The 25540-nt window shown below is 64.8% G+C and carries 20 protein-coding genes; 15 read left to right on the top strand and 5 right to left on the bottom strand.

All coding sequences use genetic code 11. The features are described 5' to 3' along the window. Positions 1 to 59: 59 nt before the first annotated feature. Complete coding sequence (locus tag BRAS3843_RS21110; protein WP_008971066.1) at positions 60 to 365, bottom strand: DUF3551 domain-containing protein; 306 nt, start codon at positions 363 to 365, stop codon at positions 60 to 62. Positions 366 to 438: 73 nt separating this feature from the next. Continuing rightward, a complete protein-coding gene (locus BRAS3843_RS21105; RefSeq protein ID WP_008971065.1) occupies positions 439 to 1413 on the bottom strand; it encodes a tripartite tricarboxylate transporter substrate binding protein in 975 nt (324 codons plus the stop codon). A gap of 106 nt (positions 1414 to 1519) precedes the next feature. Here BRAS3843_RS21105 and BRAS3843_RS21100 point away from each other — a divergent pair, with 106 nt between their 5' ends. Beyond that, positions 1520 to 1930: a VOC family protein gene (locus BRAS3843_RS21100; RefSeq protein ID WP_008971064.1), complete on the top strand. Its 411-nt coding sequence runs from the start codon at positions 1520 to 1522 to the stop codon at positions 1928 to 1930. A gap of 212 nt (positions 1931 to 2142) precedes the next feature. Further along, complete coding sequence (locus BRAS3843_RS21095; RefSeq protein WP_008971063.1) at positions 2143 to 3828, top strand: amidohydrolase; 1686 nt, start codon at positions 2143 to 2145, stop codon at positions 3826 to 3828. A 9-nt stretch (positions 3829 to 3837) separates the two neighbouring features. On the opposite strand, the gene BRAS3843_RS21090 is transcribed toward BRAS3843_RS21095, so the two are convergent. Next, positions 3838 to 4941 carry an HD domain-containing phosphohydrolase gene (locus BRAS3843_RS21090; RefSeq protein ID WP_008971062.1) on the bottom strand — a complete coding sequence of 368 codons (1104 nt, stop codon included), beginning with the start codon at positions 4939 to 4941 and terminating at the stop codon, positions 3838 to 3840. Positions 4942 to 5425: 484 nt separating this feature from the next. Between BRAS3843_RS21090 and BRAS3843_RS21085 the strand changes: the two genes are divergently transcribed. Both BRAS3843_RS21085 and BRAS3843_RS21080 read left to right on the top strand, forming a co-directional pair. Next, the gene (locus tag BRAS3843_RS21085) at positions 5426 to 5785 is read left to right on the top strand and encodes a hypothetical protein (protein ID WP_008971061.1); all 360 of its coding nucleotides are present in this window, start codon (positions 5426 to 5428) and stop codon (positions 5783 to 5785) included. 59 nt (positions 5786 to 5844) lie between these two features. Then, entirely contained in the window at positions 5845 to 6516 is a 672-nt protein-coding gene (locus BRAS3843_RS21080; RefSeq protein WP_008971060.1) for a dienelactone hydrolase family protein, read from the top strand. A gap of 150 nt (positions 6517 to 6666) precedes the next feature. Here BRAS3843_RS21080 and BRAS3843_RS21075 read toward each other — a convergent pair whose 3' ends face one another. Further along, entirely contained in the window at positions 6667 to 7377 is a 711-nt protein-coding gene (locus BRAS3843_RS21075) for a polysaccharide biosynthesis/export family protein (RefSeq protein ID WP_008971059.1), read from the bottom strand. Between the two features lie 448 nt (positions 7378 to 7825). Then, positions 7826 to 8143, bottom strand: a complete 318-nt coding sequence (locus BRAS3843_RS21070) for a hypothetical protein (RefSeq protein ID WP_008971058.1) — start codon at positions 8141 to 8143, stop codon at positions 7826 to 7828. A gap of 362 nt (positions 8144 to 8505) precedes the next feature. On the opposite strand from BRAS3843_RS21070, the gene rpsT reads away from it, so the two are divergent. The 11 genes from rpsT to BRAS3843_RS21015 all read left to right on the top strand — a co-directional run bounded on the left by rpsT (position 8506) and on the right by BRAS3843_RS21015 (position 25537). Then, positions 8506 to 8772, top strand: coding sequence for a 30S ribosomal protein S20 (gene rpsT / locus BRAS3843_RS21065; protein ID WP_008971057.1), 267 nt, complete (start codon positions 8506 to 8508; stop codon positions 8770 to 8772). Between the two features lie 1261 nt (positions 8773 to 10033). After that, positions 10034 to 11467 (top strand): chromosomal replication initiator protein DnaA, encoded by a 1434-nt coding sequence (gene dnaA / locus BRAS3843_RS21060; protein ID WP_008971054.1) that lies wholly within the window; start codon positions 10034 to 10036, stop codon positions 11465 to 11467. 282 nt (positions 11468 to 11749) lie between these two features. After that, entirely contained in the window at positions 11750 to 12868 is a 1119-nt protein-coding gene (dnaN, locus tag BRAS3843_RS21055) for a DNA polymerase III subunit beta (RefSeq protein WP_008971053.1), read from the top strand. A 48-nt stretch (positions 12869 to 12916) separates the two neighbouring features. Further along, positions 12917 to 13378, top strand: a complete 462-nt coding sequence (locus BRAS3843_RS21050) for an endonuclease domain-containing protein (RefSeq protein WP_347379585.1) — start codon at positions 12917 to 12919, stop codon at positions 13376 to 13378. 82 nt (positions 13379 to 13460) lie between these two features. After that, positions 13461 to 14600 (top strand): DNA replication/repair protein RecF, encoded by a 1140-nt coding sequence (gene recF / locus BRAS3843_RS21045; protein ID WP_008971050.1) that lies wholly within the window; start codon positions 13461 to 13463, stop codon positions 14598 to 14600. A gap of 293 nt (positions 14601 to 14893) precedes the next feature. Next, on the top strand, positions 14894 to 17329 hold the full coding sequence (gene gyrB, locus BRAS3843_RS21040; protein WP_008971049.1) for a DNA topoisomerase (ATP-hydrolyzing) subunit B: 2436 nt from the start codon (positions 14894 to 14896) through the stop codon (positions 17327 to 17329). A 177-nt stretch (positions 17330 to 17506) separates the two neighbouring features. Continuing rightward, positions 17507 to 18721: an acyltransferase gene (locus BRAS3843_RS21035; RefSeq protein WP_008971048.1), complete on the top strand. Its 1215-nt coding sequence runs from the start codon at positions 17507 to 17509 to the stop codon at positions 18719 to 18721. A gap of 82 nt (positions 18722 to 18803) precedes the next feature. Continuing rightward, complete coding sequence (locus tag BRAS3843_RS21030) at positions 18804 to 20807, top strand: tetratricopeptide repeat protein (protein ID WP_008971047.1); 2004 nt, start codon at positions 18804 to 18806, stop codon at positions 20805 to 20807. A 185-nt stretch (positions 20808 to 20992) separates the two neighbouring features. Beyond that, entirely contained in the window at positions 20993 to 22288 is a 1296-nt protein-coding gene (gene murA / locus BRAS3843_RS21025; RefSeq protein WP_008971046.1) for a UDP-N-acetylglucosamine 1-carboxyvinyltransferase, read from the top strand. A 600-nt stretch (positions 22289 to 22888) separates the two neighbouring features. Further along, positions 22889 to 23359, top strand: coding sequence for a DUF2867 domain-containing protein (locus BRAS3843_RS21020; protein ID WP_008971045.1), 471 nt, complete (start codon positions 22889 to 22891; stop codon positions 23357 to 23359). 792 nt (positions 23360 to 24151) lie between these two features. Next, positions 24152 to 25537 (top strand): MATE family efflux transporter, encoded by a 1386-nt coding sequence (locus BRAS3843_RS21015; RefSeq protein WP_008971044.1) that lies wholly within the window; start codon positions 24152 to 24154, stop codon positions 25535 to 25537. Positions 25538 to 25540: the final 3 nt, after the last annotated feature.

Below are 25540 nucleotides of genomic sequence, written 5' to 3'. Positions count from 1 at the left end.
GGCCGTTCGAATACCGCCCGGCCGGAGCCAGCGCCCCGGAGGGCTCAGTAATGGCGCGCTCAGTAGTATTGACGCTCACGATGGTAACGACGGCGCGGCGCAGGGAACGGCTCATCGATGTAGACCGGCAAGCCCTGACGAGCGCGCGCAAACGCGACCACTGGATTGATGCCGCAGGAGACCAAACGGCCAGAGGCGCTGGCCTGGCACTGCGCATAGGTCTGGTAGGAGCAGTCGCCGGGATAGCCGACGCCACGGCCCTGCACACACCAGGGATATTCATAGGCCGCGGCCGGCGTCGTGCCGACCCCGCCCATCAAGCCCGCCCCAACCAAAGTCGCGGCCATCAATACGATCCGACGCATGGTTCCTGCCTCCTCCGTTGCCGGTGTCTTACAGCACAGTCCCATGGTTAAAAAACGACATTCTCGCGCCGCCCTATTCCACCTTCAGCCCAGCAAACTCGACCACCTTTTTCCACTTCTCGGTCTCCGCCGCCACCATCGCGCCGAACGCCTCCGGCGACTGGATCAACGGCTCGCCACCGAGCTCGACCAGGCTCTTCCTGATCCCCGGTTCGGCCAGGATGGTGTTGACCTGCTTGTTGAGCAATTCGACGATCTCTTTCGGCGTGTTCTTCGGCGCACCGACCCCGAACAGCGCGCTCGCCTCATAGCCCGGCACGGTCTCGGCAATCGCCTGCACGTCCGGCAGCTGCGGTGACCGCTCCGCGGTCGTCACGCCAAGCGCCCGCAGCGAACCGGCGCGGATGTGCTGGATGATCGAGGGCATGTTGTCGAACATGATCTGCACCTGGCCGCCGAGCATATCGGTGATCGCCGGCGCCGCGCCGCGATACGGCACGTGCTGCATCTTGGTGCCGGTCATCGCCATGAACATCTCGCCCGACAGGTGCACCGAGGTGCCGTTGCCCGAGGAGGCCATGTTCACCTTGCCCGGATTGGCCTTCAGATAGGCGATGAATTCGGCCACATTGTTGGCCGTGACGTCCTTGTTCACGGTCATGACATTCGGCACCCGGTTGAACGAGGCGATCGGCGCGACGTCGCGGACGAAGTTGAACTTCAGATTGGCGTAAAGCGTGGTGTTGATGTAGTTCGCGGGATTGACCAGGAGAATCGTGTAGCCGTCGGGGGCGGCGTTCACCACCGCCTCGGTGCCGATATTGTTGCCGGCGCCCGGCTTGTTCTCGACCACGAATTGCTGGCCCATGCTTTCCGACAGACGCTGCCCGATCAGCCGGGCCAGGATATCGGTGGCACCGCCGGGCGGATAGCCGACCACGAAGCGGACCGGCCGGGTCGGATAGTCGAGCGCGGAGGCGCTGCGGATGAACGCGGTGGCCGGAACAGCGGAAGCGATCAGGCCGATGGCGCGGCGACGTGAGATCATGCGTTTCCTCGAATATTATCGTTATCATTGATGCCGAGAGGCCTGCCGTTATAACAGGCGTCTGCGGCTCCGACGAGTTCTAGAGCTTCATGAAAAGGGATAAGCGATGCCGGTCAAGGTCCACGCGCTCGATCACCTCGTCATCAATGTCAGCGACGTTGCCCGCAGCACGGAATGGTACCAAAAGATCCTGGGCATGAAGGTCGTCGTGTTCGATCCCGGTCAGGGCAAGGCGAAACGCACCTCGCTCGTGTTCGGCAACCAGAAGATCAACGTGCGACCGAAGGACGCGGACAAGGTCGACTGGTTCACCGCCGACCATGCGATGGCCGGCAGCGACGACCTCTGCTTTCTCACCACCAGCACGCCGGACGAGGTGGTGGCGCATCTTGCAGCCAATGGCGTTGCCATCGAGGAAGGCCCGGTTGCCAGGCAAGGCGCGCGGGGAACTTTGCGCTCGGTCTATTGCCGCGATCCCGACGGCAGCCTGATCGAAATATCGTCGTATGCAGAGTGAAGGCTGACGGGCCCACCGGCCGCAGCCGGTTGTCCACCCCGGCTTGAAGCAAACGTCGTCGGGATAGGTCGCGCGCCGGCGAACCGCGCTCCGTTGCGCCCTTCTCGGTTTGACAAGCAACGCTGGAAAGGCCGACAAATCCAACAACGAAGATCGACGTGGCGCGACGCCCGGCTCCGCGCCATCGATCGATAACATTGGGGAGGGAGCAAATGCGTCGTCGTGGTCTTGGAGTGTGCGTTGCGGGATTGCTGCTCTTGTCCGCCGGCGCCTCATTGGCCGAAACGGCCGATACCGTTCTGTTCAATGGCAAGGTGTTGACCGTCGACAAGGACTTCGCGGTGCAGGAGGCGATCGCGATCGGCCATGGACGCGTGCTCGCGACCGGCAACTCGACGGCGATGAAGGCATTGGCCGACGCCCATACGCGCGTCATCGACCTCGGCGGCCGAACCGTCATTCCCGGGCTGACGGACGGCCACATCCACGGGGTGCGCGCGGCGCTGACGTTCGGCACCGAAGTGAACTGGATCGGGGTGCCAACGCTCAGAGAGGCGCTGGACAAGATCCGCGCTGCGGCCGCAGCGAAACCTCCGGGCTCGTGGATCGTGGTGGCCGGCGGCTGGACCGAGGAGCAGTTCGCGGAGAAGCGCCGGCCTGCGCCTCAGGAGATCGCGGCGGCCGCGCCGGACAACCCGGTCTACATCCAGCACCTCTATGATTGGCTGCTGCTGTCGCCGAAAGCCATGGAGGCGCTCAACATCCGCGACGATGCGGATGTCGCCCCTGGGGGCAAGCTCGAGCGCGACGGCAACGGCAGGCCCACCGGCGTGATCGTCGCGGGCGGCGCCGCGCTCGGCAAGATCTTCGATCGCCTGCCGAAGCCGACCCTCGCGCAACAGGTCGAGGGCTCGCAGGACTTCTTCCGCGAGATGAATTCACTCGGGATCACCGGCATCGTCGACGGCGGCGGCGTCAGCATGTATCCCGCCAACTACCAAGCCCTGTTCAAGCTGTGGCGTGACAAGAAGCTCACCGTGCGCGTGGCCTATCATCTCTGCGCGCCGAAGCCGGGCTCGGAGCTTGCCGATCTGCAGAACCTGACGCAGCTGCTGCCGCAGGGCTTCGGTGATGACATGCTGCATTTCAACGGTCCCGGCGAGATTCTGATCTGGGCCGACTGGACCGACGGCGACATCACGGCCGACGGCAAGGCCAGGCTCGCCGAACTGCTGCGCTGGGCGGCCTCGAAAGGCCACACCATCCAGCTGCATTGGAATCCGGACCGCACCGTGCACGATCTGCTCGACGTGATCGAGGACATCAACAAGGACACTCCGGTCCGGAACCTGCGCTGGACCGTGCTGCATCTCTACAATGCGTCAGAGGACAATCTGAAGCGCATGCTGGCGCTCGGCCTGATCTGGGGCGTGCAGGACGGGCTCTATTTCGGCGGCGAGCGGCTGCAGCAGGAGGTCGGAGCCGAGCGGGCGCGCGAGATGCCGCGGATCGCGACCGCGCTGAAGCTCGGGCTGACGGTCGCCGCCGGCACCGACGCGCATCGGGTCTCGTCCTACAATCCGTTCGTGTCGCTGCAATGGTATCTCGACGGCACCACCATCGGCGGCACCCAGACCCGCGGCGAGGCGGAAGCACCGAGCCGGCCGCAGGCGCTCACCATGTACACCCGCAACTCCGCCTTCATGGCCAATGACGACGACAAGCGCGGCACCCTGGAGGCGGGAAAATATGCTGACCTCGCCGTGCTCTCGGCCGATTATCTGACGGTGCCTGTCAAGGAGATCGGCAACATCCGCTCGCTGCTGACCATGGTCGGCGGCGACGTCGTCTACGCGGCGGCGCCGTTCAAGGAGATCGAGGTCAGGGCCGGCCGATGACGCGCCGACTCAATGCGCGCCCATCGCGACGGGGCGGAAGGCCTGCAGCAGCTGCTGGTCCAGCTTCGCGCCCATGTTCTCCATGATGGAGAAGGCACGGGCGGGCGGGAACGGTGCGCGATAGGCCCTGTTCTCGGTCAGTGCAGCGTAGATGTCGACGATCGTGGTGAGCCGCACGATGTCGCTGATCTGCTCGCTGCGCAGCGCGTTCGGATAGCCGGTGCCGTCGAGAAACTCGTGGTGATGCAGGATGACGTCGAGCATTTCCGGCGGGAAGCCGCCCTGCTCGGCCAGCGCCTCATAACCGCGGCGCGGATGCTGACGCAGGATCGCGATGTCTTCTGCCGTCAGCTTGCCCTGTTTGTCGAGCACCGCGACTGGAATGAAGGCCTTGCCGACGTCGTGCAGCAGCGCGGCGCGGGTCAGGCGGCGCTGGTCGTCATCGCGCATGCCGAGATGCAGCGCAAAGCCGACCGCAAATCCGGTGACGAACAGGCAGTGGCGATAGGTGTCGTTGTGATGGCAGCCGACGACGGTCAGCCATTCGCGCAGCGAGGAGTGCTTGATCGCCTTCAGGATCTTGCCCTCGGCCGCGATGACATCGTCCATCGAGAGCGGAACGCCGGCCGGCAGCTTCTCGAAGATCTTGACCATGACCTCGTGCGCAGCTTCGACGCCGCGGTTGAGCAGCTTGCCGCGATCGGTCTCGTCATAGCCGTCATTGCTCGGAAAGGCGCCGCGAATCCGCTGCAGCACATCTCCCGGGCTGAACGGGCGCGCAATCGTATCGGTGGCGCCGAGCGCCCAGGCCTGCATGGTGGCGTGGTGCAGCGCTTCCTGCAGCACGAACAGCCGCGGCATGTCGCTGTATGCGCGCGAGGACAGCTTCCTGCGCACCCGCTGCACGCTTTCCGGCGAGCGGAGATTGATATCGACGATCACGCCGGAGAAGCGCCCTTCCGGATCTTCCGGGATCTCGGTGGTCGGCATCGTGTCGACGTCGCCGACCGAGCGCAGGATGCGGGCGAGTTCGCTGCTCTGGTCGCCGCGATCCGACGCCAGCAACAGATGGCGCTTGGTAGCGGATGCGGTCTTCTTGGCTACTGCAGTCATACGTGCTCGCCCCCGGGCCGTTTTGGTGCCGATCGAATTTACCCCGTCGCGTGTTCCCTGCCGCTTAACCGGTTTGTTCAAACTGTCTGCATCGGGGTAACCGCAGACCTAATCCGATCGCGCGATTTACCCGCGCTGCGGACAATATGAATCAAATTGAATCGAAGGGGACCGAAGAGGATCTCTCATCGCGGTATTCGCCGCCTCGGCTGTCATCGCCAACACTCGCATGCAAGCGCACACGCGAGGCAGCAAAGACCGCGTTGGCCGCGCGTAGGCGCGACCGTGGTCACCGCATCGGCTACGGCACGGTCCTTCGACGACGTCCGCGCGACGCAAGGCATGCGAGCGGGCCACATCCGCTCGCCAACTTATGATGTTCCTTGATCAGCAGGATCGCGCTAAACTGCGCAACGAGCCGACGGAACATTCTGAAACACCAAGTCTGAGATCAGACGTCATGAGCTGCCGCTGGGTGACACGGATGGCGCGTGCTGGTTGCGCGCTTCTGATCGCAACCTTCATTGCGCCAGCGGGCATTGGCCTGCGGCCGGCGACCGCGCAGCAGATCGCCCCTGATGGCGTGCACCGGCTGCCGTTCACAGCAACACTGTCCAACACCACCCCGCTTGCCTTCGGCATGGATGCCGGCGAGACCTCGCGCGCCCTCGGCCAGCCGCTGACCTATGTGAAGGGATCTGCCGGCAACGAGATCTATCTGGTGCTGCGCGATCTCGGCGGCAGCGGCCTGGTCCCTCACCATCATCGCCTGTTCCTCAAGTTCCGCCGGGGTCACCTAACCGGCTGGAAAGAGGATTATGGCGAGAACTGGATGTGGCAGTAGCCACCGCCGGACTTTGGGTCCGGATCAGCTCATCCTCGCACATCAACCAAGGAATAACCGTGGGACAGGACATCAGACTGACCGCTTCCGACGATTTTGAATTCGGCGCCTACCGCGCCGATCCTGCCGGCAAGCCGAAGGGCGCGCTGGTCGTGATCCAGGAGATTTTTGGCGTCAATCACCACATCCGCCACGTCTGCGATCGAGTGGCGGCCGAGGGCTATGTCGCGGTGGCGCCGTCGATCTTCGACCGCAGCGAGCCCGGCTTCACATCGGGATATTCACCTGAGGAAATCGCGGTCGCGCGCAAATTCGTCGCCAATCCGGATTGGCAGGCGATGTTGCGCGATACCCAGGCTGCGATCGCCGCTGTCCAGGCCGTCGGCTCCGTCGGCATCATCGGCTTCTGTCTCGGCGGCAGCATCGCCTATGTGGCGGCGACAAGGCTGTCGGGCCTGAAGGCGGCGGTCGGCTACTACGGTGGCGCCGTCGTGCGCTTTGCCGACGAAACGCCGAAGGTGCCGGTGCAATTGCATTTCGGCGAGAAGGACGCCGGCATTCCCTTGAGCGATGTCGAAACCATCAAGGCCAAGCGGCCGGAGCTCGAGATCTTCATCTATCCGGGTGCGCAGCACGGCTTCAGCTGCGATGAGCGCGCCAGCTACGACAAGACCAGCGCCGATCTCGCGTGGCCGCGCGCGATGGCGTTCTTTGCGCAGCATCTCAAATAGCAAACGCCGTCGTTCCGGGGCGCGCGGAATCCATAACCACGAACTGAAATAGTTGGAACGCGGCAACCTGACGGGTCAGCACAGCTCGCTGGCGTGATGGATTCCGCGCCCACGCCCTTCAGGCGTGTCCCGGAATGACTCGTGCAGAGATCAGAACCAGCGCTCTCCGACCTGAAGGGTGTCGCCTGGCCGCATTGGCGTGCCGAGCGGCACCTCATAGCGTGCAGCGCCTGCGGCATCGGTGTGGGTCAGCGTCACCACGTCGCGGCGGGCCCGCGGCGAGAAGCCGCCAGCGATGGCGATCGCGCTCTCGACGGTCATGTTCGGCACATAGGGATATTGGCCGGGCGCCTGCACCTCGCCGAGAATGAAGAACGGCCGGTAGGCTTCGATCTCCACCGCCACCGACGGCTCGCGGATATAGCCGTTGCGCAAGCGGGCGGTGATCTCGGCTGCGAGCCCGGCCGGGGTGCGGCCGCGGGCCGGGACGGCGCCGATCAGGGGCATGGTGATCGATCCCGCCGCGTCGATCGCATAGGTGTTGGTCAGGCCTTCCTGGCCGTAGACCACGACGCGCAGCTTGTCGCCGGCGTCGAGATGATAGGCGGACTCATAGCGCCGCGCCGGCGCTGCATAGGCAACCGGGGTGGGGGCTGCGGCAAACGATTCGCGCAGTGCCGCGATCGCGCCCCCGCTCTGCCCGGTGGCGGCAACCGGGCTTGAGACAGGCGGCGGACCATAGGCCATCGCATCGAGATCGCTGACGGGCTGGCCGACGGCAACGGGGGAGACCGTCTGCATGCAGCCCGAAACAAACGATGCGGCGAGGATGGCAATGACCGGCAGGAAGAACGCGCGCACTCGACTTATCCCTTGAACGGATATGGCCCTAGTGATGCGCGGTTAAGGTTAATAAAGCGTTGGCGCAGAGCCGCGCTGTATCGTCCCTGCGCATCCGAGCAGGTCGAAGCAGCGGCCGCTATCTCTCAGCTCACATCGAGGCCAGCGCTATCGCGCCTGGCTGAGGCGACGAAAGCGGCGCATTCGGTGGCCAATTGGGTCACTCGTCATGCGCGGGCTTGTCCCGCGCATCCACGTCTTCATTTCCGAACGACATGGATGGCCGGGGACAAGTGTTCGGCCCGGCCATGACGACGCGGAGGGGGTCTGCGCCGAGCTCCGCTCCTGCCATGCGCGGTTGTCCTCCGTGGGGGACGAAGCTGGTGAACGCGGGTCGAGTTGAGCTTTATTCTCAGCCTACACGCTGACGCCACCCCGATCGGCCGGACGAGGCCGGTGGAGCGAGCCTTCAGTCGCGGGAATAGCCGATCAGCGGCTTGCGCGGCCGGAACAGCAGCATCAGGATGATCCCGAGCAGGCCGAGAACCGCAAAGACCGGCTGGTCGAGCACCCCCTTCACGATCCAATCCCACAGGAACGGCGCCTTCGCCTCGATCCAGGCATGGAAGGCGGCCTGGCTGGACTGATGGACATCGTTCCAGAACTGGCCGAACTGGGTGAATTGGAGGGTCTGATCGGCGACCCAGCGGGCGCCGTCATAGACCATGAAGATGAATCCGCCCGCCAAGAGCAACAGCCCCACCAGTCGGAAGAAACCGCGGATCATGCCTCACCTGCCCTCTGTGGCGCCGAACAAGAGCTGCAAGGCCATAGCGGGGGCCATCAGGAAATTCAACCTGGCCAGGGGCTTACCAGGCGCCCCGGCCCGGCCGTTCCAGCCGGATCGGCGCCGCGAGGCCGTTGACGCTCGAAAAGCCTGCCTTTATAAGGGCGCGAAATGGCGGTGGGCGCAATCCCGCCGCCGCTGTTCTTTGAGCAGCGCCGCGCTACCGAGCTCTGCCGCTCCGGTCATGGCATTCTCAGAGAGGCGTCCGAACAACCCATCGCGTCGATCAGGCTGCAAGCCGCGGCCAGCGCGCGTTACGTAAGATTGCGGCGACTGCGCGCCGCCGAAGGATATTTGAGAGCATGGCCAACACGACTTCAGCCAAGAAGGCGACGCGCAAGATTGCCCGCCGCACCATCGTCAACAAATCGCGCCGCACCCAGATGCGCGGCGCCGTTCGCACTGTCGAAGAAGCGATCAAGAAGGGCGACCGCGACGCCGCGTTGCAGGCGATGGAGCGCGCCGAGCCGCAGCTGATGCGCGCGGCCCAGCGCAACATCATTCACAAGAACAGCGCGAGCCGCAAAGTGTCACGCCTCGCTCATCAGATCGCGAAGCTCGCGAAGTGAACTGATCGCGTCATACTGATTAACTATCATGCATCGAAAGCCCGGCCTCGCGCCGGGCTTTTTGTTTTTCGAACACGCATGACGCACCAGCGTACGCCAGCATCGCGCTCTATCATTTGTTTCATCCGTAGTTCTGGCGTGCACGTTCCGTAGTTCTACCAGGTGACAAATTCGCCTCACCTGCAACGCAGAAACGCCATCGTCACCTGCGCAACACTGTCAAGTGAGCGCGCTGCGGGATTTTGATCGCGCGCGGGCGCACAAGGGCGCGAACGGGCCTGCAGGCGGGAGTTACCCGAAAAAATAATCGCAAAAAGCTTCGGCTTGAAAACGACTTACCCACATAGCGCGGCCAAGTGTTTGGAAAAGCCGGTCACCCATCGGCCAACGTAAATATTTTATGAAAATTTTTTGGGCGGCCGCCGTGATTTGTCACATCCGAGATTCCTCGCGCTGATTCAAGAACATGCTTTCGCGGGGTGCAACGTGGCGCTGCGGCGCGTTCTAGGACTCGTTGCAGTGCGCCGATCAAATGGATTGCCTGATCCGGAGCATTGTGTATTTCTTACATCGCTCGCGGCGCCCACGATCTGTAAGACCAGCGCGGTTTTAGAAACGGGGCGGACGTGCAAATCGGCGGCGGTGTGCGCGTTGGCGACGCTTTCCAAGCGATTGTCGGTTCGGGACTCATAGTAATATGGGTAACGTTGGAGCTATGTCTAAATTTCTCGGGCGGGGCATTCGTGCCTCGTGGTTTAAACAAGAGAAATACGGTATAGAGCCGACCCGGCAGGAGCTTCGATAGCAACGCTTTGCGAGCGGGACAGTTGTACGGGATGTAGTGGCGTAGCGGCTGAATCTGGGGTTCAGGCGCGGCTGCATTTGGGACATGTGCGAGATGACAACTTGCCGTGAGCAATCACGGCGAGGCGGGGAGGTTGCATGCTTTACGGACACATCGCGGTTTCACATCACCAACCAGTTCCGGACCACGCCCTCTTAGCGATCGACATCGCCTTTACCGCCCTGGGCCCTCCCCCTAAGCCTCGCTAGGCACCATCGCCTCACCAGGCAACATCGTCGAACGTGTGCTGACCTCGCGTCAGCTTCATTCCAGCCAGCATTGATCTGATCACAGGCATTCGTGCCGACGGCGGAGCTATGCCTGGAATCTGCGTCCGGCCCGTTCGTGGCGCCTTGGCAGCCAAGCTGCACGGCCGTTCACGGCATCCATCACTCACTTTCGAAAAGTTACGCGACAATGACAAATTCGGAACAGGAACGCTGGTCTCGCGTCAAAGGTCGGCTGCGGTCGACGGTCGGCGAGGACGTCTACACGAGCTGGTTTGCGCGGATGGACCTCGAAAGCGTCCAGGACGAGAGCGTCCATCTGTCGGTTCCCACGCGCTTTCTGAAGAGCTGGATTCAGGCGCACTATGCCGAGCGCGTGCTGACGTGCTGGCAGGCCGAAATGCCGGAGGTGCACCGGATCGATCTGTCCGTGCGCTCGGCGATGCGCGCCGCCATGCCGGTCGTCAAGGATGCGCCGGCTCCCGTCGAGATGCGCCGGGCCGAACGCAGCGACAACCGTCCGGCGCTCGAGCTGCGCCCGGCCACAGTCCCGCCGGCTGCTGCGAGTCATGACGCGCTCGGCGGCTCGCCACTCGACCCGCGGCTCACCTTTGCAGGCTTCGTGGTCGGCCGCTCGAACACGCTGGCGCATGCCGCGGCCCGCCAGGTCGCGGAAGGACGCCGCGGCGATCCCGTGATGTTCAATCCGCTCTACATCCATGCGGGCGTCGGCCTCGGCAAGACGCATCTGCTGCAGGCCGTGACCTGGGCCGGCAACGCCAATCCCGAGCGCAAGGTGCTCTATCTCACGGCGGAAAAGTTCATGTACGGCTTCGTCGCGGCGCTGAAGAGCCAGACCGCGCTCGCCTTCAAGGAAGCGCTGCGAGGCATCGACGTTCTGGTCATCGACGACCTGCAATTCCTGCAGGGCAAGTCGACCCAGGCCGAGTTCTGCCACACGCTGAACGCGCTGATCGATGCCGGCCGCCAGGTCGTCATCGCCGCCGACCGCCCGCCCTCCGATCTCGAGAGCCTCGACGATCGCGTCCGCTCGCGGCTCGCCGGCGGGCTCGTGGTGGAGATGGGTGCGCTCGGCGAAGATCTGCGGCTCGGCATTCTCAAGTCGCGTGTTGCCGCTGCGCGTGCACATCACGCCAGCTTCGATGTCCCCGAGCCGGTGCTCGACTATCTTGCCCGCGCCATCACCCATAACGGCCGCGACCTCGAAGGCGCGATCAATCGCCTGCTCGCCCATTCCAAGCTGAACAACCAGCCGGTGACCTTGGATATGGCCGAGCGCGAGGTGCGCGACCTGATCCGGCCGCAGGAGCCGAAGCGGATCAAGATCGAGGACATCCAGCGCGTGGTGGCGCGGCAGTACAATGTCAGCCGCTCCGACCTGCTGTCCTCCCGTCGCACCGCCAACGTGGTGCGGCCGCGCCAGGTGGCGATGTATCTGGCCAAGACGCTGACCTTGCGGTCGCTGCCGGAGATCGGCCGGCGCTTCGGCGGCCGCGACCACACCACCGTGCTGCATGCCGTGCGCAAGATCGAGGCGCTGGTCGGCAAGGACACCGCACTGTCCGAAGAGGTGGAATCCCTGAAGCGCCAGCTGCAGGAATAGGCCCGCAACCCCGCCCCGGGGCGGACAGAAGGTCCGGCCCCTCGGCGGTTTTCATGCTCCCGTCTCAAACGCGCGCCGACGGCCCGGAAAGGGCCGCCGAAAGATGGGAAATGGCCGTCCCATCCCTTGCGCTTCCGCCCCATCCGCGCCACTTTACGCCCCCCCGTGGCCCCGAACTGACCCGAGGTTCTGGTCGGGCGCGGGTGTCATCGGCCGCGGCGCTGACCCAAAAGCCCCGCCGGCACTCCCAAGACATGCTCTGTGGAACGGGCGGGTATTGCTATGAAGGTTACCGTCGAACGCGCGCAACTCCTGAAGTCGCTAGGCCACGTCCACCGCGTGGTCGAACGGCGGAACACCATTCCGATCCTGGGCAATGTGCTGGTCCGCGCCGAGAATGCGCAGCTCTCGCTGAAAGCCACCGACCTCGACCTCGAAGTGACGGAAACGCTGGCCGCTGAAACCGCGACCGCGGGCTCGACCACGGTACCGGCGCATATGTTCTATGACATCGTCCGCAAGCTGCCGGACGGCTCGCAGATCGTGCTGGAAAGCGACGGCGAGCGCGCAGTGCTGGCGATCCGCGCCGGCCGCTCCCGCTTCACCCTGCAGACCCTGCCCGAAAGCGATTTCCCCGACCTTGCCGCCGGCGAGATGACGCATTCCTTCGCGCTGACCGCCAAGGACATCAAGGGTCTGATCGACCGCACGCAATTTGCGATCTCGACCGAGGAGACGCGCTATTATCTCAACGGCATCTACCTGCATGCCGCCGGCAGCGCCAAACAGCCCGTCCTGCGGGGCGTGGCGACCGACGGTCACCGGCTGGCCCAGGTTGACCTGCCGCAGCCTAGCGGCGCGGCCGACATGCCCGGCGTGATCGTGCCGCGCAAGACCGTCGGCGAGGTGCAGCGGCTGATCGAGGACAACGAGGCCGAGATCCGGATCGAGCTGTCGCAGGGCAAGATCCGCTTCACCATCGGCCAGGTGGTGCTGACCTCGAAGCTGATCGACGGCACCTTCCCCGATTACGGCCGCGTCATTCCCCAGAACAACGACAAGGAGCTGATCGTCGACAAGGCCGATTTCGCCGCCGCTGTCGACCGCGTCTCCACCATCTCTTCCGAACGCGGCCGCGCCGTGAAGCTGGCGCTGTCGGCCGGCAAGCTGGTGCTCTCGGTGACCAACCCGGATTCCGGCAGCGCCACCGAAGAGCTCGAGGTCGAATACGTCTCCGACGCGCTCGATATCGGCTTCAACTCGCGCTATTTGCTCGACATCGCCGCCCAGATCGAGGGTGAAGTCGCGGTGCTGCGCCTGGCCGATCCCGGCTCGCCGACCCTGATCCAGGACCGCGACAACAAGAGCGCGCTCTACGTGCTGATGCCGATGCGGGTGTGACGGCAACGAGCAATATTGGATGCGCGCTGCGCCCAACAAGTTTGGCTCATGCGGGTCCGTCTCAACGGCCCAGCCACACGAAGAAGATCCCCTCTCCCCTTGCGGGAGAGGGTGCCGAGCGAAGCGAGGCGGGTGAGGGGTATGCCACCGCGATCACCGAGCCATCGGACGACCTTCAGACGGACTCGCGGCTTCGCCAAGGCGATGCGAGGTCAGCCGACTGAGGCAGAGGCCGTCATGTGGCGTCTGCTCCGTGATCGCAGATTTGAGCGATACAAGTTTCGCCGTCAGACACCCGTGGAGCACTTCATTCTCGATTTCGTTTGCTTTGAGAAGGGCCTGATCATCGAGATTGACGGCAGCCAACATGCTGATAACGAGGCAGATGCCGAGCGAGACGCGATCTTGAAAGCTGCAGGATTTCGGATCGTTCGATATTGGAACAACGACGTATTGTACAATTCGTCTGCCGTGAAAGAGGACATCCTCACGAAGTTGAACGAGCCGTGAGAAACCCCTCACCCGCCGCCTTCGGCGGCACCCTCTCCCGCAAGGGGAGAGGGGGATCGAGTGTGTGGACTAGCTATCTTCAATGACCCCCTCCCGCATCAACCGTCTCGCGCTGACGCATTTCCGGAGCTACCGCTCCGCGAGCGTTGAGGCGCGCGCCGATATGATCGCGCTGGTCGGCCCGAACGGTGCCGGCAAGACCAATTGCCTGGAGGCAATCTCGTTCTTTGCGCCCGGCCGCGGCCTGCGCCGCGCCACGCTGGAGGACGTCGCCGACAACCAGGGCGACGGCTCCTGGGCGGTTTCGGCGGAGGTGGAAGGCGCGTTCGGGCTCACCACCTTCGGCACCGGCATCGAGCCGCCACGAACCGATACGGCGACCAGCCGGCGCTGCCGGATCGATCGGGAACCGGTGTCGTCGGCGAGCGCCTTCGGCGACCACATCCGCATGGTCTGGCTGACGCCGGCGATGGACGGCCTGTTCACCGGCGCGGCCTCGGAGCGGCGACGCTTCTTCGACCGGCTGGTGCTCGCCATCGACAGCGAGCATTCGAGCCGCGTCTCGGCGCTGGAGCGGTCGTTGCGCTCGCGCAACCGGCTGCTGGAGGTACGCAATTTCGACGATCATTGGTGTGAGGCGATCGAGCGCGAGACCGCCGAGCTTGCGGTCGCCGTCGCGGCTAGCCGGGGCCAGACCGCCGTCAAGCTCGCCGCCATGCTGCGCGCCCGTGGGCAGGCCTCCGCCTTCCCGTCGGCCGAGATCGCGCTCGACGGCTGGATGGAGAACGCGCTGCTCTCCGAGCCTGCGCTGGCCGTCGAGGATCGCTACCGCGCTGTCCTGCGCGACAATCGCGTGCGCGACGCCGCCGCCGGTCGCACCCTCGACGGCCCGCATCTGACCGATCTCCACGTCGTCTATGCGCCCAAGAACATGCCGGCGCGCGATGCCTCCACCGGCGAGCAGAAGGCACTGCTGATCGGCCTCATTCTCGCGCATGCCACCCTGGTGGCGGAAACCACCGGAATCGTCCCCTTGCTCCTGCTCGACGAGATCGTCGCGCATCTTGATCCAGGTCGGCGCGCGGCGCTGTTCGCCGAGCTCGGCAAATTGGGCGCCCAAGTGTGGCTGACCGGCGCGGATCCTGCGGCCTTCGTCGAGCTTGGCGCCACGGGCGAAATTTTTGACGTCGAAGGTGGCCGCATCAACCGGCGCGCTGCCTGACCATCCCGGATTCCAGGACCTGGATTCCAGCACCTGATTCCAGGCTCGGCGGAGCGCTTCGAGGTGCAAAAAATCCGTCGTTTGGCGAAGGTAAAATGGGTGCTCGAATCGCGCCTCCGCAACGCCTAAAACCGGCCCTCGCGCACCTTGAAAAACCGTTAAAAAAAGCTATTTCTTCAATATCTTACACGTCACCACTTTGCGCTAGGCGCGCATCGTCTTTCGTGGCACAAATAGCATCTGCAGCATCCTGTCGCGCGCGCCGCACTTTCGGGATATCTCAAAGGCCTCACATGACTGAACCCGCCCGGCAATCGATCGCCGAAAACGAGCCTGCCATTGCGAGCGCGTATGGCGCGGAATCGATCCGGGTGCTGAAGGGCCTGGACGCCGTGCGCAAGCGTCCCGGCATGTATATCGGCGACACCGATGACGGGTCCGGCCTGCACCACATGGTCTATGAGGTGGTCGACAACGCGATCGACGAGGCGCTGGCCGGCTATGCCAGCGCGGTCGAGGTGGTGCTCAATCCCGACAATTCCGTCACCGTACGCGACGACGGTCGCGGCATTCCGGTCGACATCCACAAGGGCGAAGGCGTCTCCGCGGCCGAAGTCATCATGACCCAGCTGCATGCGGGCGGAAAGTTCGACCAGAACTCCTACAAAGTCTCCGGCGGCTTGCACGGCGTCGGCGTCTCCGTGGTCAACGCGCTGTCGAGCAAGCTGCAGCTGCGGATCTGGCGCGAGGACAAGGAGCACTATATCGAGTTCGCCCATGGCGACGCCGTGGCCCCGCTCAGCGTGGTCGGCGAGGCCAAGGGCAAGCGCGGCACCGAAGTGACGTTCCTGGCCGCGACCGAAACCTTCAAGATCATCGAATACGACTACGCGACGCTCGAGCATCGGCTGCGCGAGCTCGCCTTCCTGAATTCCGGCGTTCACATCGTGCTCTCCGACATGCGCCACGCGGTCGAGAAGCGCGAGGAGATGCATTATTCCGGCGGAGTCGAGGAGTTCGTCAAATATCTCGACCGCAACAAGAAGGCGATCGTTCCCGCGCCGATCATGGTGCGCTCCGAGGCCAACGGCATCACGGTCGAAGCCGCGCTGTGGTGGAACGACAGCTATCATGAGAACGTGCTGTGCTTCACCAATAACATTCCGCAGCGGGACGGCGGCACCCATCTCGCCGGCTTCCGCGGCGCGCTGACGCGCCAGGTCAACGGCTATGCCGAGGCCAATGCGAAGAAGGAAAAGATCGCGCTGACCGGCGATGACTGCCGCGAAGGCCTGACCGCGGTGCTCTCGGTGAAGGTGCCGGACCCGAAATTCTCGTCGCAGACCAAGGACAAGCTGGTCTCGTCCGAGGTGCGCCCGGTGGTCGAGAACGTGCTCAACGAGGCGCTCTCGGCGTGGTTCGAGGAGCACCCGTCCGAGGCCAAGGTGATCGTCGGCAAGGTGATCCAGGCCGCCGCGGCGCGCGAGGCCGCCCGCAAGGCCCGCGAGCTCACCCGCAAGAGCCCGCTCGCGATTTCCTCGCTGCCGGGCAAGCTCGCCGATTGCCAGGAGAAGGACCCGGCCAAGTCCGAGCTGTTCATCGTCGAGGGTGACTCGGCAGGCGGCAGCGCCAAGCAGGGCCGCAACCGCGAGTTCCAGGCGGTGCTGCCGCTGCGCGGCAAGATCCTCAATGTCGAGCGCGTGCGGCCGGACAAGATGCTCTCCAGCGAGCAGATCGGCACCCTGATCACTGCCCTCGGCACCGGCATCAGCGACGATTTCTCGGCCGAGAAGCTGCGCTACCACAAGATCATCGTGATGACCGACGCCGACGTCGACGGCGCTCATATCCGCACTTTGCTGCTCACCTTCTTCTACCGGCAGATGCGCGAGATCATCGACCGCGGCCATCTCTATATCGCGCAGCCGCCGCTCTATAAGGTGACGCGCGGCAAGTCCGAGCAATATCTGAAGGACGACCGGGCGCTGGAGGACTATCTGATCGGCATCGGTCTCGGCGATTGCGTGTTCAAGACGGCGTCCGGCGATGACCGCAGCGGCCGCGATCTGTTGTCTCTGGTGGAGGAGGCGCGGGTCATCCGCCACGTGCTGCGCAATCTGCACAGCCGCTACGACCGCAAGGCGGTCGAGCAGGCCGCGATCGCGGGCGTCCTGCGCCATGAGATCGTGCGTAATCCCGAGACGGCCGAGGCCGCCGCCGATTACATCGCCAAGCGGCTGGACGCCCTTGCCGACGAGGTCGAGCGCGGTTGGGTCGGACACTTCACCGAAGGTCAGGGCTTCATGTTCGAGCGCACGGTGCGCGGCGTGAAGGACGTCGCCGTGATCGACGACGCCCTGCTCACCTCCGTCGACGCCCGCAAGCTCGATGACTACGCAGCGCGGCTGCAGGAGGCCTATGCGCGACCCGGCCTGCTCCGCCGCGGCGACACCGAGACCGTGATCCACGGTCCGGTCGACCTGTTCGAGGCTGTCACCGATGCCGGCCGCAAGGGCATCACCCTGCAGCGCTACAAAGGTCTCGGCGAGATGAACCCGGAGCAGCTCTGGGAGACCACGCTCGACACCGAGGCGCGCTCGCTGCTGCAGGTGAAGATCAAGGAGGTCGACGAGGCCGACGACATCTTCACCAAGCTGATGGGCGACGTGGTCGAACCCCGCCGCGAATTCATCCAGGACAATTCGCTCTCCGCCAACGTCGACGTGTAAGCGATCGGCTCCGCATCGCCGCGGAGACTGATCCGCGCGCGCAATTTGCCGATGACCCCGCCTGTCGCCCCATCCGTGTCTGCGCTATAGTCGATCGGGCCTGCGGTGCAGGGGCCATGCACGGCTGTCCTGCACACCGGCAAGCCCCCGGGCGTCCGCCGGTGGAGGTCGCCGATCATGAACACGCGTTCGAGCGAGCTGGCGGTCGAGGGTGAGCTGCGCCCTGGCGTGGCGCATCTCGGTGGCGAGAGCGGCGCGCTCTCTGCGCTCAAGGCCGGCGCCAAGGAGCGCAATGGCGGCATCGACGCGCTTCGCGCGGCGGTTACGCTGCTCGTCGTGTTTCATCACACCGCGATCACCTATGGTGCCATCGGCGGCTGGTACTACAAGGAAATCGCGCCCTCCGACACGCCGGGCAGCCTGCTGCTCGTTCTGTTCTGCACCGTGAACCAGGCCTGGTTCATGGGCCTGTTCTTTCTGTTGGCGGGTTACTACACGCCGCCCTCTTTTCGGCGCCATGGCGCTGCCGGCTTCGTCCGCGAACGCCTGATCCGGCTCGGCATCCCCCTTCTCGTGTATTTTCTCGTCCTGTCGCCCCTCACCAAGGCACTGGCGCAAACCGCAAACGGGCGCTCTTTTTCTCGCGTGTTCGAATACGTCTGGACGCATGGACAGCTTGAGCCTGGCCCGTTGTGGTTCGCGCAGGCCCTGCTCATCTTCGCTCTGGCCTGGCTGTTGTGGCAGTGGGTGCGTCCGTCGGCGCTTGCGATGGAGACGCGCGCGTTTCCATCCAATCAAGTTCTGCTTGCGGCTGCGCTGCTCACCGGCATCGCAGCGTTCCTGCTGCGCCTGGTCTGGCCGGTCGGCGTCAATGTCGGTTTTCTGCAGCTGGGCTATTTCGCGTCCTACATCGTTCTGTTCGCGGCCGGCTGCGCTGCGGCCGATGGGCGGTGGCTCGAGCACATCCCGGACGCGCAAAGGAAAACATGGCTGCGAACCGCGCGAATCGCGCTTCCGATCTTTCCCCTGGCCGGATACGTCGCGCTCAGATTTCACGTGTTGACCGGACCCGCTGAGGGCGGCCTGAACCCGCAGGCGGTGCTTTATGCGTTCTGGGAGCCGTTCGTGGCCTGGGGATTCATCCTCGGGCTGTTGGCTCTGTTCCAGAGGCGCTTTGCGCAACTGAGCGGCGCTTGGAAAAACCTGGCCCGCCGCGCCTTCCTCATCTACATCATCCATCCTCCGATCCTGGTCAGCGTTGCCCTGGCCTGGCGCGATATCGCGGCCCCTGCCCTCGTCAAATTCGCGATCACCGGCACCATCACCTGCGCGCTTTGTTACCTCGTCGCGGGCGTTCTGCTGCGCGCACCGCCGGTCGCGCGCGTCGTGTAATCGACGCGCAGGCCGCCTCGCTTGTCCGCCGGAATCGGCGCGATCGCCCGTTTAACGCCTATCGGGTTTGCGGGAGGCGTTCATGGGGCAGGCCGCGCTGGACCGGCTGCTGCTGCAGGCGGCCGGACACTACAATGCCGGCCGGTCGCAACCCGCGAACGCGCTATGCGCCGACATCCTTGCCGCGGATCCCGGCCATCTGCCGACGCTCCATCTTGCCGCCGTGATCGCCTTCGCCGCGGGCCGTATGGACGATGGCCGCGCGCTGCTCGCACGCGTCTTCCAACGCGATCCGAACCATGCGCCGGCGCTGGTAACGCTCGGCGATGCGCTGGCCGTCAAGGGCGAGCACGAGGCCGCGATCACCGTATTTCGCCGCGCGATCCCCCTGCGGCCGCGCGACGCGGCGCTTCAGGCCAAGCTCGGCGTGGCGCTGTCCGAATGCGCCCGCTTTGCCGAGGCGGAAGCCGTCTATCGCCGCGCGCTTGAGCTCGATCCGACCCTGGTTCAGGCGCGCTTCAATCTCGCGACCGCGCTCGCCGCACAGCGGCGCTTCACTGAGGCCGAGCAGACATACCGCGCGGTGATCGCGCGTGATCCATCCCACCAGGGCGCCCTGATCAATCTCGGCAACCTGCTCGCTGATCAGAACAACCCGGAAGCCGCCGTGGCTGCCTATCGCCAGGCCCTTAACGACAGCGATGAACACGCGCTCTCAGCCAGCGATGTCGCCGCCCTGAGCAATCTCGCGTCCTGTCTGTGCGAGCTCGGCCGGCTCGACGAGGCGAAAGCGAGTTGCGAGCGTGCCTTGGCGCAGGACGCGAACTACGCGCCCGCTTATACCAATCTCGGCATCATCCTCGACGCAGAAGGCAAGTTCGAGGACGCGGTCGCCGCCCATCGCGGCGCGATCGCGGCAGACCCCAATTATGCCAAGGGTCATGCCAATCTTGCGGTCGCGCTGCGCATCACCGGCGCACTCGATGAGGCACGCCTGGCGTCACAGCGCGCCGTGGCACTCGACCCCGATGATCCCGAGATCCGCTTCAACCATGCCCATGTCCTGCTGATGAACGGCGAGCTGGCCCGCGGCTTTGACGAGCTGCGCTGGGGCCGCAAATGCAAGGGCTGGTCGGACGGCTACCCGACCTATACTGAGCCGGAATGGAGCGGCGAACCGCTCGCCGGCCGGACGCTGCTGCTGTACGCGGAGGCCGGGCTCGGCGACACCCTGCAATTCGTGCGCTATCTGCCGATGCTGCGCGACAAAGGCGGAGAGATCGTGCTGCAGGTACAGCCTGCGCTGGTGCCGCTGCTGCGCGCCAATACGGACGTCACGGTGATCGCCCGCGGCGAGCCATTGCCGCGCTTCGATCTGCACCTGCCGCTGATCGGCCTGCCCAGAGTGTTCGGCACCACGCTCGACACCATCCCGGCCGATATTCCCTATCTGCATCCGGATGTAACCAAGCTGGCGCACTGGCAGCGCATCCTCGGCGATGAGCCGTCGCTGAAGGTCGGCGTGGTGTGGGCCGGCAATCCCCGTCACAAGGGCGACCGGCTGCGGTCATTGGCTGCCGCGCAGCTGCTGCCGCACCTTCTGGTGCCGGGCGTCAAGCTCTACAGCCTGCAGAAGGATCTGCGCGCAACGGACGCTCCAGCCGTGACGGCGACCGGCGCGACCATGATCGATCTGGCGCCGCAGCTCGATGATTTTTCCGATACCGCCGCGGCGGTGGCGGCTCTCGACCTCGTCATCACCGTCGATACCTCGGTGGCGCATCTGGCCGGCGCGCTCGGCCGCCCGGTCTGGCTGCTGCTGCCTTACGCGCTCGATTGGCGCTGGCTGCGCGATCGCGAAGAGACGCCCTGGTATCCGACCATGCGCCTGTTCCGGCAGCGCAGACCGCTGGCCTGGGACGATGTCATCGCCCGTGCATCTACGGAACTCGCTCGCGTGGCTTGCGGAGAGCGCGAATTGCTGTCGCCGCCATCCAGACGCGCGCAAATCGTGGTCCCGAAAAGCAGCGAGATCATCGCGCTCAGCGACGATTTTTCGCAACCGAAGACCCAGGAATTTTTCTGAAGCTCCGCCGTTCTCAGCGAGCGTCGATTCTGTTACTGAACTTGCCGAGCGACTGATCGCCAGCTTCGCCCTCCGACGGCGCAATGCCTGCCGCCGGCTCGGCGCGAACAGCCCATGCTCACCCCGTCGCTCGTTCGAAGCAGGCGACGGCCATCGACCACGCGCTTCGAGCACGGATCACCCGCATGGCGCCCATCCAATACATCGTCGAGGGTGGACACCGGCTGAAGGGCGCCATCGAGCCGTCCGGCAACAAGAACGCGGCGCTGCCGATCATCGCCGCGGCCCTGCTGACCGAGCATCCGGTCACGCTGGACAACGTGCCGCGCATCCGTGACACCGAGACGCTGGTCGAGCTGATCCGCTCGGTCGGGGCCTCGGCCGAATGGCGCGGCCGCAATCGCCTGGCGATCCACGCCAAGGAGATCCGCGCGGCCGATCTCGACCCCGATCTGTGCGCGCGCATCCGCGCCTCGATCCTGCTCGCCGGTCCCCTGCTCGCGCGCTGTGGCCAGGTGGCGCTGCCGCCACCGGGCGGCGACGTCATCGGACGGCGCCGGCTCGACACCCATTTCCTGGCCTTCGAGCAGCTCGGCGCCACCGTCACTGCGACCGACCGCATCGAACTGCGGGTCTCGCAACTGAGGGGCGCCGACGTTTTCCTGGACGAGCCGAGCGTCACGGCGACCGAGAACGCGCTGGTCACCGCGGTCGCCGCGCAGGGCACGACCTATCTGCGCAACGCCGCCTCCGAACCGCACGTGCAGGATCTCGCGCATTTCCTGGTCGCGCTTGGTGCCAATATCGATGGCATCGGCACCAATACGATGACGATCCACGGCGCCAGCACGCTGGGACAGGCGAGCTACGCCATCCAGCCTGACCATATCGAGGTCGGCTCGCTGATCGGGCTGGCCGCGGTGACGCGCTCGCCCTTGCGCATCGTGCGCGCCGGGGTCGACCATTTGCGCTCGATCCGGATGGGCTTCGAGCGGCTCGGCATCGTCTGCGAGGTCGCCGGCGACGACCTGATCGTGCCATCCGACCAGACGCTCAAGATCAAGGACGATTTCGGCGGCCATGTGCCGAAGCTCGAGGACCAGCCCTGGCCGGCGTTTCCCGCCGACCTGATGTCGATCGCGATCGTCACCGCCACGCAATGCGACGGCGTGGTCCTGATGTTCGAGAAGATGTTCGAGTCGCGGATGTTCTTCGTCGACAAGCTGATCTCGATGGGCGCCCGCATCGTGCTGTGCGATCCGCATCGCGCCGTCGTCGCGGGGCCGAGCAAGCTGCGCGGCGCCTCGATGGTCTCACCCGACATCCGCGCCGGCATGGCGATGCTGCTCGCCGCGGTCTGCGCCGAGGGCACAAGCACGATCAACAATGCCGACCAGATCGAGCGCGGCTATGAGCGCATCGACGAGCGGCTCAACGCGCTCGGCGCCAAGATCACCCGCGTGCCAGAGCGGGCGCGGTAGACGTTGCCGGATCGCTGACGGTCGCTCCATTTCGAGCGCAGCCACACAATCTAGACGTCCGTTTCTAAAGTTTCGGGCATATCGATACAGCCCCAACTGTCATCGTCCGCGAAGGCGGACGATCCAGTACGCCGTGACGTCTCTGCTCGATCTCTTCTGCCGCGGAGTACTGGATGCTCCGCCTCCGCGGAGCATGACACTGTTGAGTATGGCGAGAGGCTAAATCCACTCGACGGCCGATTTCATGGAAACGATGTTCTAGAATCCCTCTGCGGAGACAGCCTGGATTGCTTCGCTTCACTCGCAATGACAAACTCATGGAGCACCCGTTAAACTCGTCATGACACCGCGCGAAGATCGGACGATGTGTCGCAGTCCGTATGAATTTGCCCTCTCCCCTTGCGGGAGAGGGCGTGTAGGAATGAGCGCCGAACGCGGTCGGGTAAGGGCTATGCCTCCAAGCGGGCCGTTTGCCGAGAGATACCCCTCACCCGACCGCGTGCGTGGATGGGCCGGCGATGCCTCTCCCGTAAGGGAAGAGGGCGCCGTATCGCATCGCGCGGAGCGCCGGATAACCTTCAGATGTGAGGCTCACTGCACATGACCATCAGCGAGATCACTCCCGATGTCGACCGCGCGCGATGGCTAGCCGGCGCGGAATTCGCCGACGCCTTTCGCATCACGATTGCCGGGGCCGCCATCGATGCCCGCACGGCCGCAGAGCGCATGCTCGGCCACCCGCCGCGCTGGATCGACGCGCTTGTGAAACTGCGCAATGTGCTGGTCAGGCCCTTCGGCCTGAAGACGTCAGGTGCGGACGCTCGGAGCTCCCGTCCGATGATCGGGATCTTTCCGATCATCGACCAAACGCCGGAACGGCTGGTGCTTGGCTTTGACGACCTGCACCTGGATTTTCGGGTCGTCATCGACGTCGCGTCCCAGAGCACGGCCTCCCAGGTGACAGCGACCACGTTGGTGCACACGCACAATCTCTTCGGCCGATGCTATCTCGCGATCATCCTGCCGTTTCATCGGCTCGTCGTGCGCACGATGCTGCGGCAGGTGGCGTAGGGCGCGCGGCTTGCGTGCAAGTCGATATCGACATTGACGCGTGGAATGCGGAATGGCGCATGTGCGCAGAATTTCGTGCGACGATTTCCCGTCGGGAGACTCGCCTCACCCTTCTCGAACGCCTGAGCCACGTGGGTCGCTGAATCGTAATAGCGACCTACACCATGGCTGCGATGAAACGCCTAATTGCACAGTCGGATCAACCGCGTGCATTGAGCGAGACTCCGCGTCCGAATTTTGGACTTGCAAAACTTCTGAAAATCAGAAATATTGCATCTATCCCGCCCTCATGAGAGGGGCGCTTCGCGATCGTCACGAACGTTGAGGGCGGGATGCGGTGGACGTGGTGGCCTGCAGCGGGATCATCCTGCGGACGAACAGGCGACTACGTACGGTCAAGTCGCGCGGTCCTGATACTCCGACGCTAGTATCAAGTTCGCGACGAGGTTCGCCTCGCGCGGATGACGGTGGCCAGAAAGCCCGGCGCACCGGGGAGAACGTGAAGCAGCCGTTAAGGCCATCGCGCAGGGAATGCCGGGATCATCCGGCTGGACCTGTGGTTCCTGCCCCGTGCACTTCTTTACGCACGGGGGCCATGGGTATCAGTCGATACCCGGTATTCCCTGCGCCCTCTTCTTTCCGGGAGGGGCATGCTGATGCAAAACTCGAACGCGAGAGGCGTGGCGAGAACGCGGGCTGTTGTCCGACGTCACGTGGTGAGATGCACCCGCGCGCTGGAACGACATGCTGGCGCGATGCACGGCGCGACCAAAAACTGCTATGATGACGATCATGACCTCCTCTGCCGGGACCAACCACGCGCCGCCAGCCGCGGCGCCGCACAGCTCTCTTGCGCACGAACTCTGGGAGACGGTCCGTCTCGCCGCGCCGATGGCGCTGACGCAGCTGTCACAGATCGCGATGATGTCGACCGACCTCGCCTTCATCGGCCGGCTCGGCGGGGAAGCGGTTGCGGCTGCGGCGTTGTCCGGCACGATCTACTTCGTCAGTTTCACATTCGGCATGGGCCTGATGTCCGCGGTGGCACCACTCGCCGCACAGGCTTTCGGTGCCGAGGAACCCGCGCTGGTGCGCCGATCACTCGGCGCCGGCCTCTGGGCCGGGCTGCTCGTTGCGCTGCCGATCATGGTGATCTCGTTGAACGGAGAAGCCATCCTGATTGCGCTCGGCCAGGCCCGCAACGTCGCACATCTGGCGCAGGACTATCTGCTCGGACTGGCCTGGGGCGTCGCGCCGGCGCTGTGGTTCCTGGCTCTGCGCAGCTTCATGGGCGCCGTCAACCGGCCGGAGCCGGTGCTCTGGATCACGCTGGCCGCGATTCCCGTCAATGCGCTGCTTGTCTACCCGCTGCTGTTCGGCCATTGGGGCCTGCCGCGGCTCGGACTGACAGGCGCCGGCCTCGCCACCTCGCTCGTCAACCTCGCAACCTTCGCCATCGCGCTGTGGTTCGCGATCCGCAAGCCGCCGTTCCGCGACTATCACGTCCTGGCGCGGCTGGTGCGCATCGACTGGCGACTGATGCGACAGCTGGTCGTCATCGGGGCGCCGATCTCGCTCGCCTTCCTGCTCGAATACGGCATGTTCTCCGCCGCCTCGCTGCTGATGGGGCTGATCAGCACGACCGCGCTCGCCGCCCACCAGATCGCGCTGCAGGTCACTGCGATCCTCTACATGATCCCCTTCGGCATCAGCATGGCCGCCACCGTGCGGGTCGGCCATGCGGTGGGGCGCAACGATGTCGGCGGCATCAGGCGCGCGGGCGCGATGGCGACGCTGCTCGGCCTGGGTTTCGCCGCCCTGCTCACGCTTGTCGTCGTCGTCGCGCGGTTTCCGATCGTGCACCTGTTCCTTGGAACAGGCATTGCCGACGCCGAGACGACCGGCGCCCTGGCCGCCACGCTGCTGCTGATCGGCGCGAGCTTCTTCATCACCGATGCGCTGCAGACCATCGTGGTCGGCGCCCTGCGCGGCATCAAGGACACCCGGGTGCCGCTGCTGTTCGCCATCCTGGGCTACTGGGTGATCGGCTTCCCGGCCTGCTACCTGCTCGGCCTTCACACGCCGCTCAGCGCGGCCGGCATCTGGATCGGACTGTCCATCGGCACCGCCCTGTATGCGAGCCTGCTGATCCTGCGCTTTGTGAAGCTGAGCGCCTAGATG

Origin of the sequence: Bradyrhizobium sp. STM 3843 (assembly GCF_000239815.1) — a bacterium.
Lineage (GTDB): Bacteria > Pseudomonadota > Alphaproteobacteria > Rhizobiales > Xanthobacteraceae > Bradyrhizobium.
Note: the sequence above shows the minus strand (reverse complement) of the source record. Positions and strands in the feature narration are given on the sequence as shown.

Bases quoted from the DNA above. Each gene is read 5' to 3' on its own strand.
- BRAS3843_RS21110 (WP_008971066.1), bottom strand. From the start codon at position 365: ATGCGTCGGATCGTATTGATGGCCGCGACTTTGGTTGGGGCGGGCTTG.
- BRAS3843_RS21105 (WP_008971065.1), bottom strand. From the start codon at position 1,413: ATGATCTCACGTCGCCGCGCCATCGGCCTGATCGCTTCCGCTGTTCCG.
- BRAS3843_RS21100 (WP_008971064.1), top strand. From the start codon at position 1,520: ATGCCGGTCAAGGTCCACGCGCTCGATCACCTCGTCATCAATGTCAGC.
- BRAS3843_RS21095 (WP_008971063.1), top strand. From the start codon at position 2,143: ATGCGTCGTCGTGGTCTTGGAGTGTGCGTTGCGGGATTGCTGCTCTTG.
- BRAS3843_RS21090 (WP_008971062.1), bottom strand. From the start codon at position 4,941: ATGACTGCAGTAGCCAAGAAGACCGCATCCGCTACCAAGCGCCATCTG.
- BRAS3843_RS21085 (WP_008971061.1), top strand. From the start codon at position 5,426: ATGGCGCGTGCTGGTTGCGCGCTTCTGATCGCAACCTTCATTGCGCCA.
- BRAS3843_RS21070 (WP_008971058.1), bottom strand. From the start codon at position 8,143: ATGATCCGCGGTTTCTTCCGACTGGTGGGGCTGTTGCTCTTGGCGGGC.
- rpsT (WP_008971057.1), top strand. From the start codon at position 8,506: ATGGCCAACACGACTTCAGCCAAGAAGGCGACGCGCAAGATTGCCCGC.
- dnaA (WP_008971054.1), top strand. From the start codon at position 10,034: ATGACAAATTCGGAACAGGAACGCTGGTCTCGCGTCAAAGGTCGGCTG.
- dnaN (WP_008971053.1), top strand. From the start codon at position 11,750: ATGAAGGTTACCGTCGAACGCGCGCAACTCCTGAAGTCGCTAGGCCAC.
- BRAS3843_RS21050 (WP_347379585.1), top strand. From the start codon at position 12,917: ATGCGGGTCCGTCTCAACGGCCCAGCCACACGAAGAAGATCCCCTCTC.
- recF (WP_008971050.1), top strand. From the start codon at position 13,461: ATGACCCCCTCCCGCATCAACCGTCTCGCGCTGACGCATTTCCGGAGC.
- gyrB (WP_008971049.1), top strand. From the start codon at position 14,894: ATGACTGAACCCGCCCGGCAATCGATCGCCGAAAACGAGCCTGCCATT.
- BRAS3843_RS21035 (WP_008971048.1), top strand. From the start codon at position 17,507: ATGAACACGCGTTCGAGCGAGCTGGCGGTCGAGGGTGAGCTGCGCCCT.
- BRAS3843_RS21030 (WP_008971047.1), top strand. From the start codon at position 18,804: ATGGGGCAGGCCGCGCTGGACCGGCTGCTGCTGCAGGCGGCCGGACAC.
- murA (WP_008971046.1), top strand. From the start codon at position 20,993: ATGGCGCCCATCCAATACATCGTCGAGGGTGGACACCGGCTGAAGGGC.
- BRAS3843_RS21020 (WP_008971045.1), top strand. From the start codon at position 22,889: ATGACCATCAGCGAGATCACTCCCGATGTCGACCGCGCGCGATGGCTA.
- BRAS3843_RS21015 (WP_008971044.1), top strand. From the start codon at position 24,152: ATGACCTCCTCTGCCGGGACCAACCACGCGCCGCCAGCCGCGGCGCCG.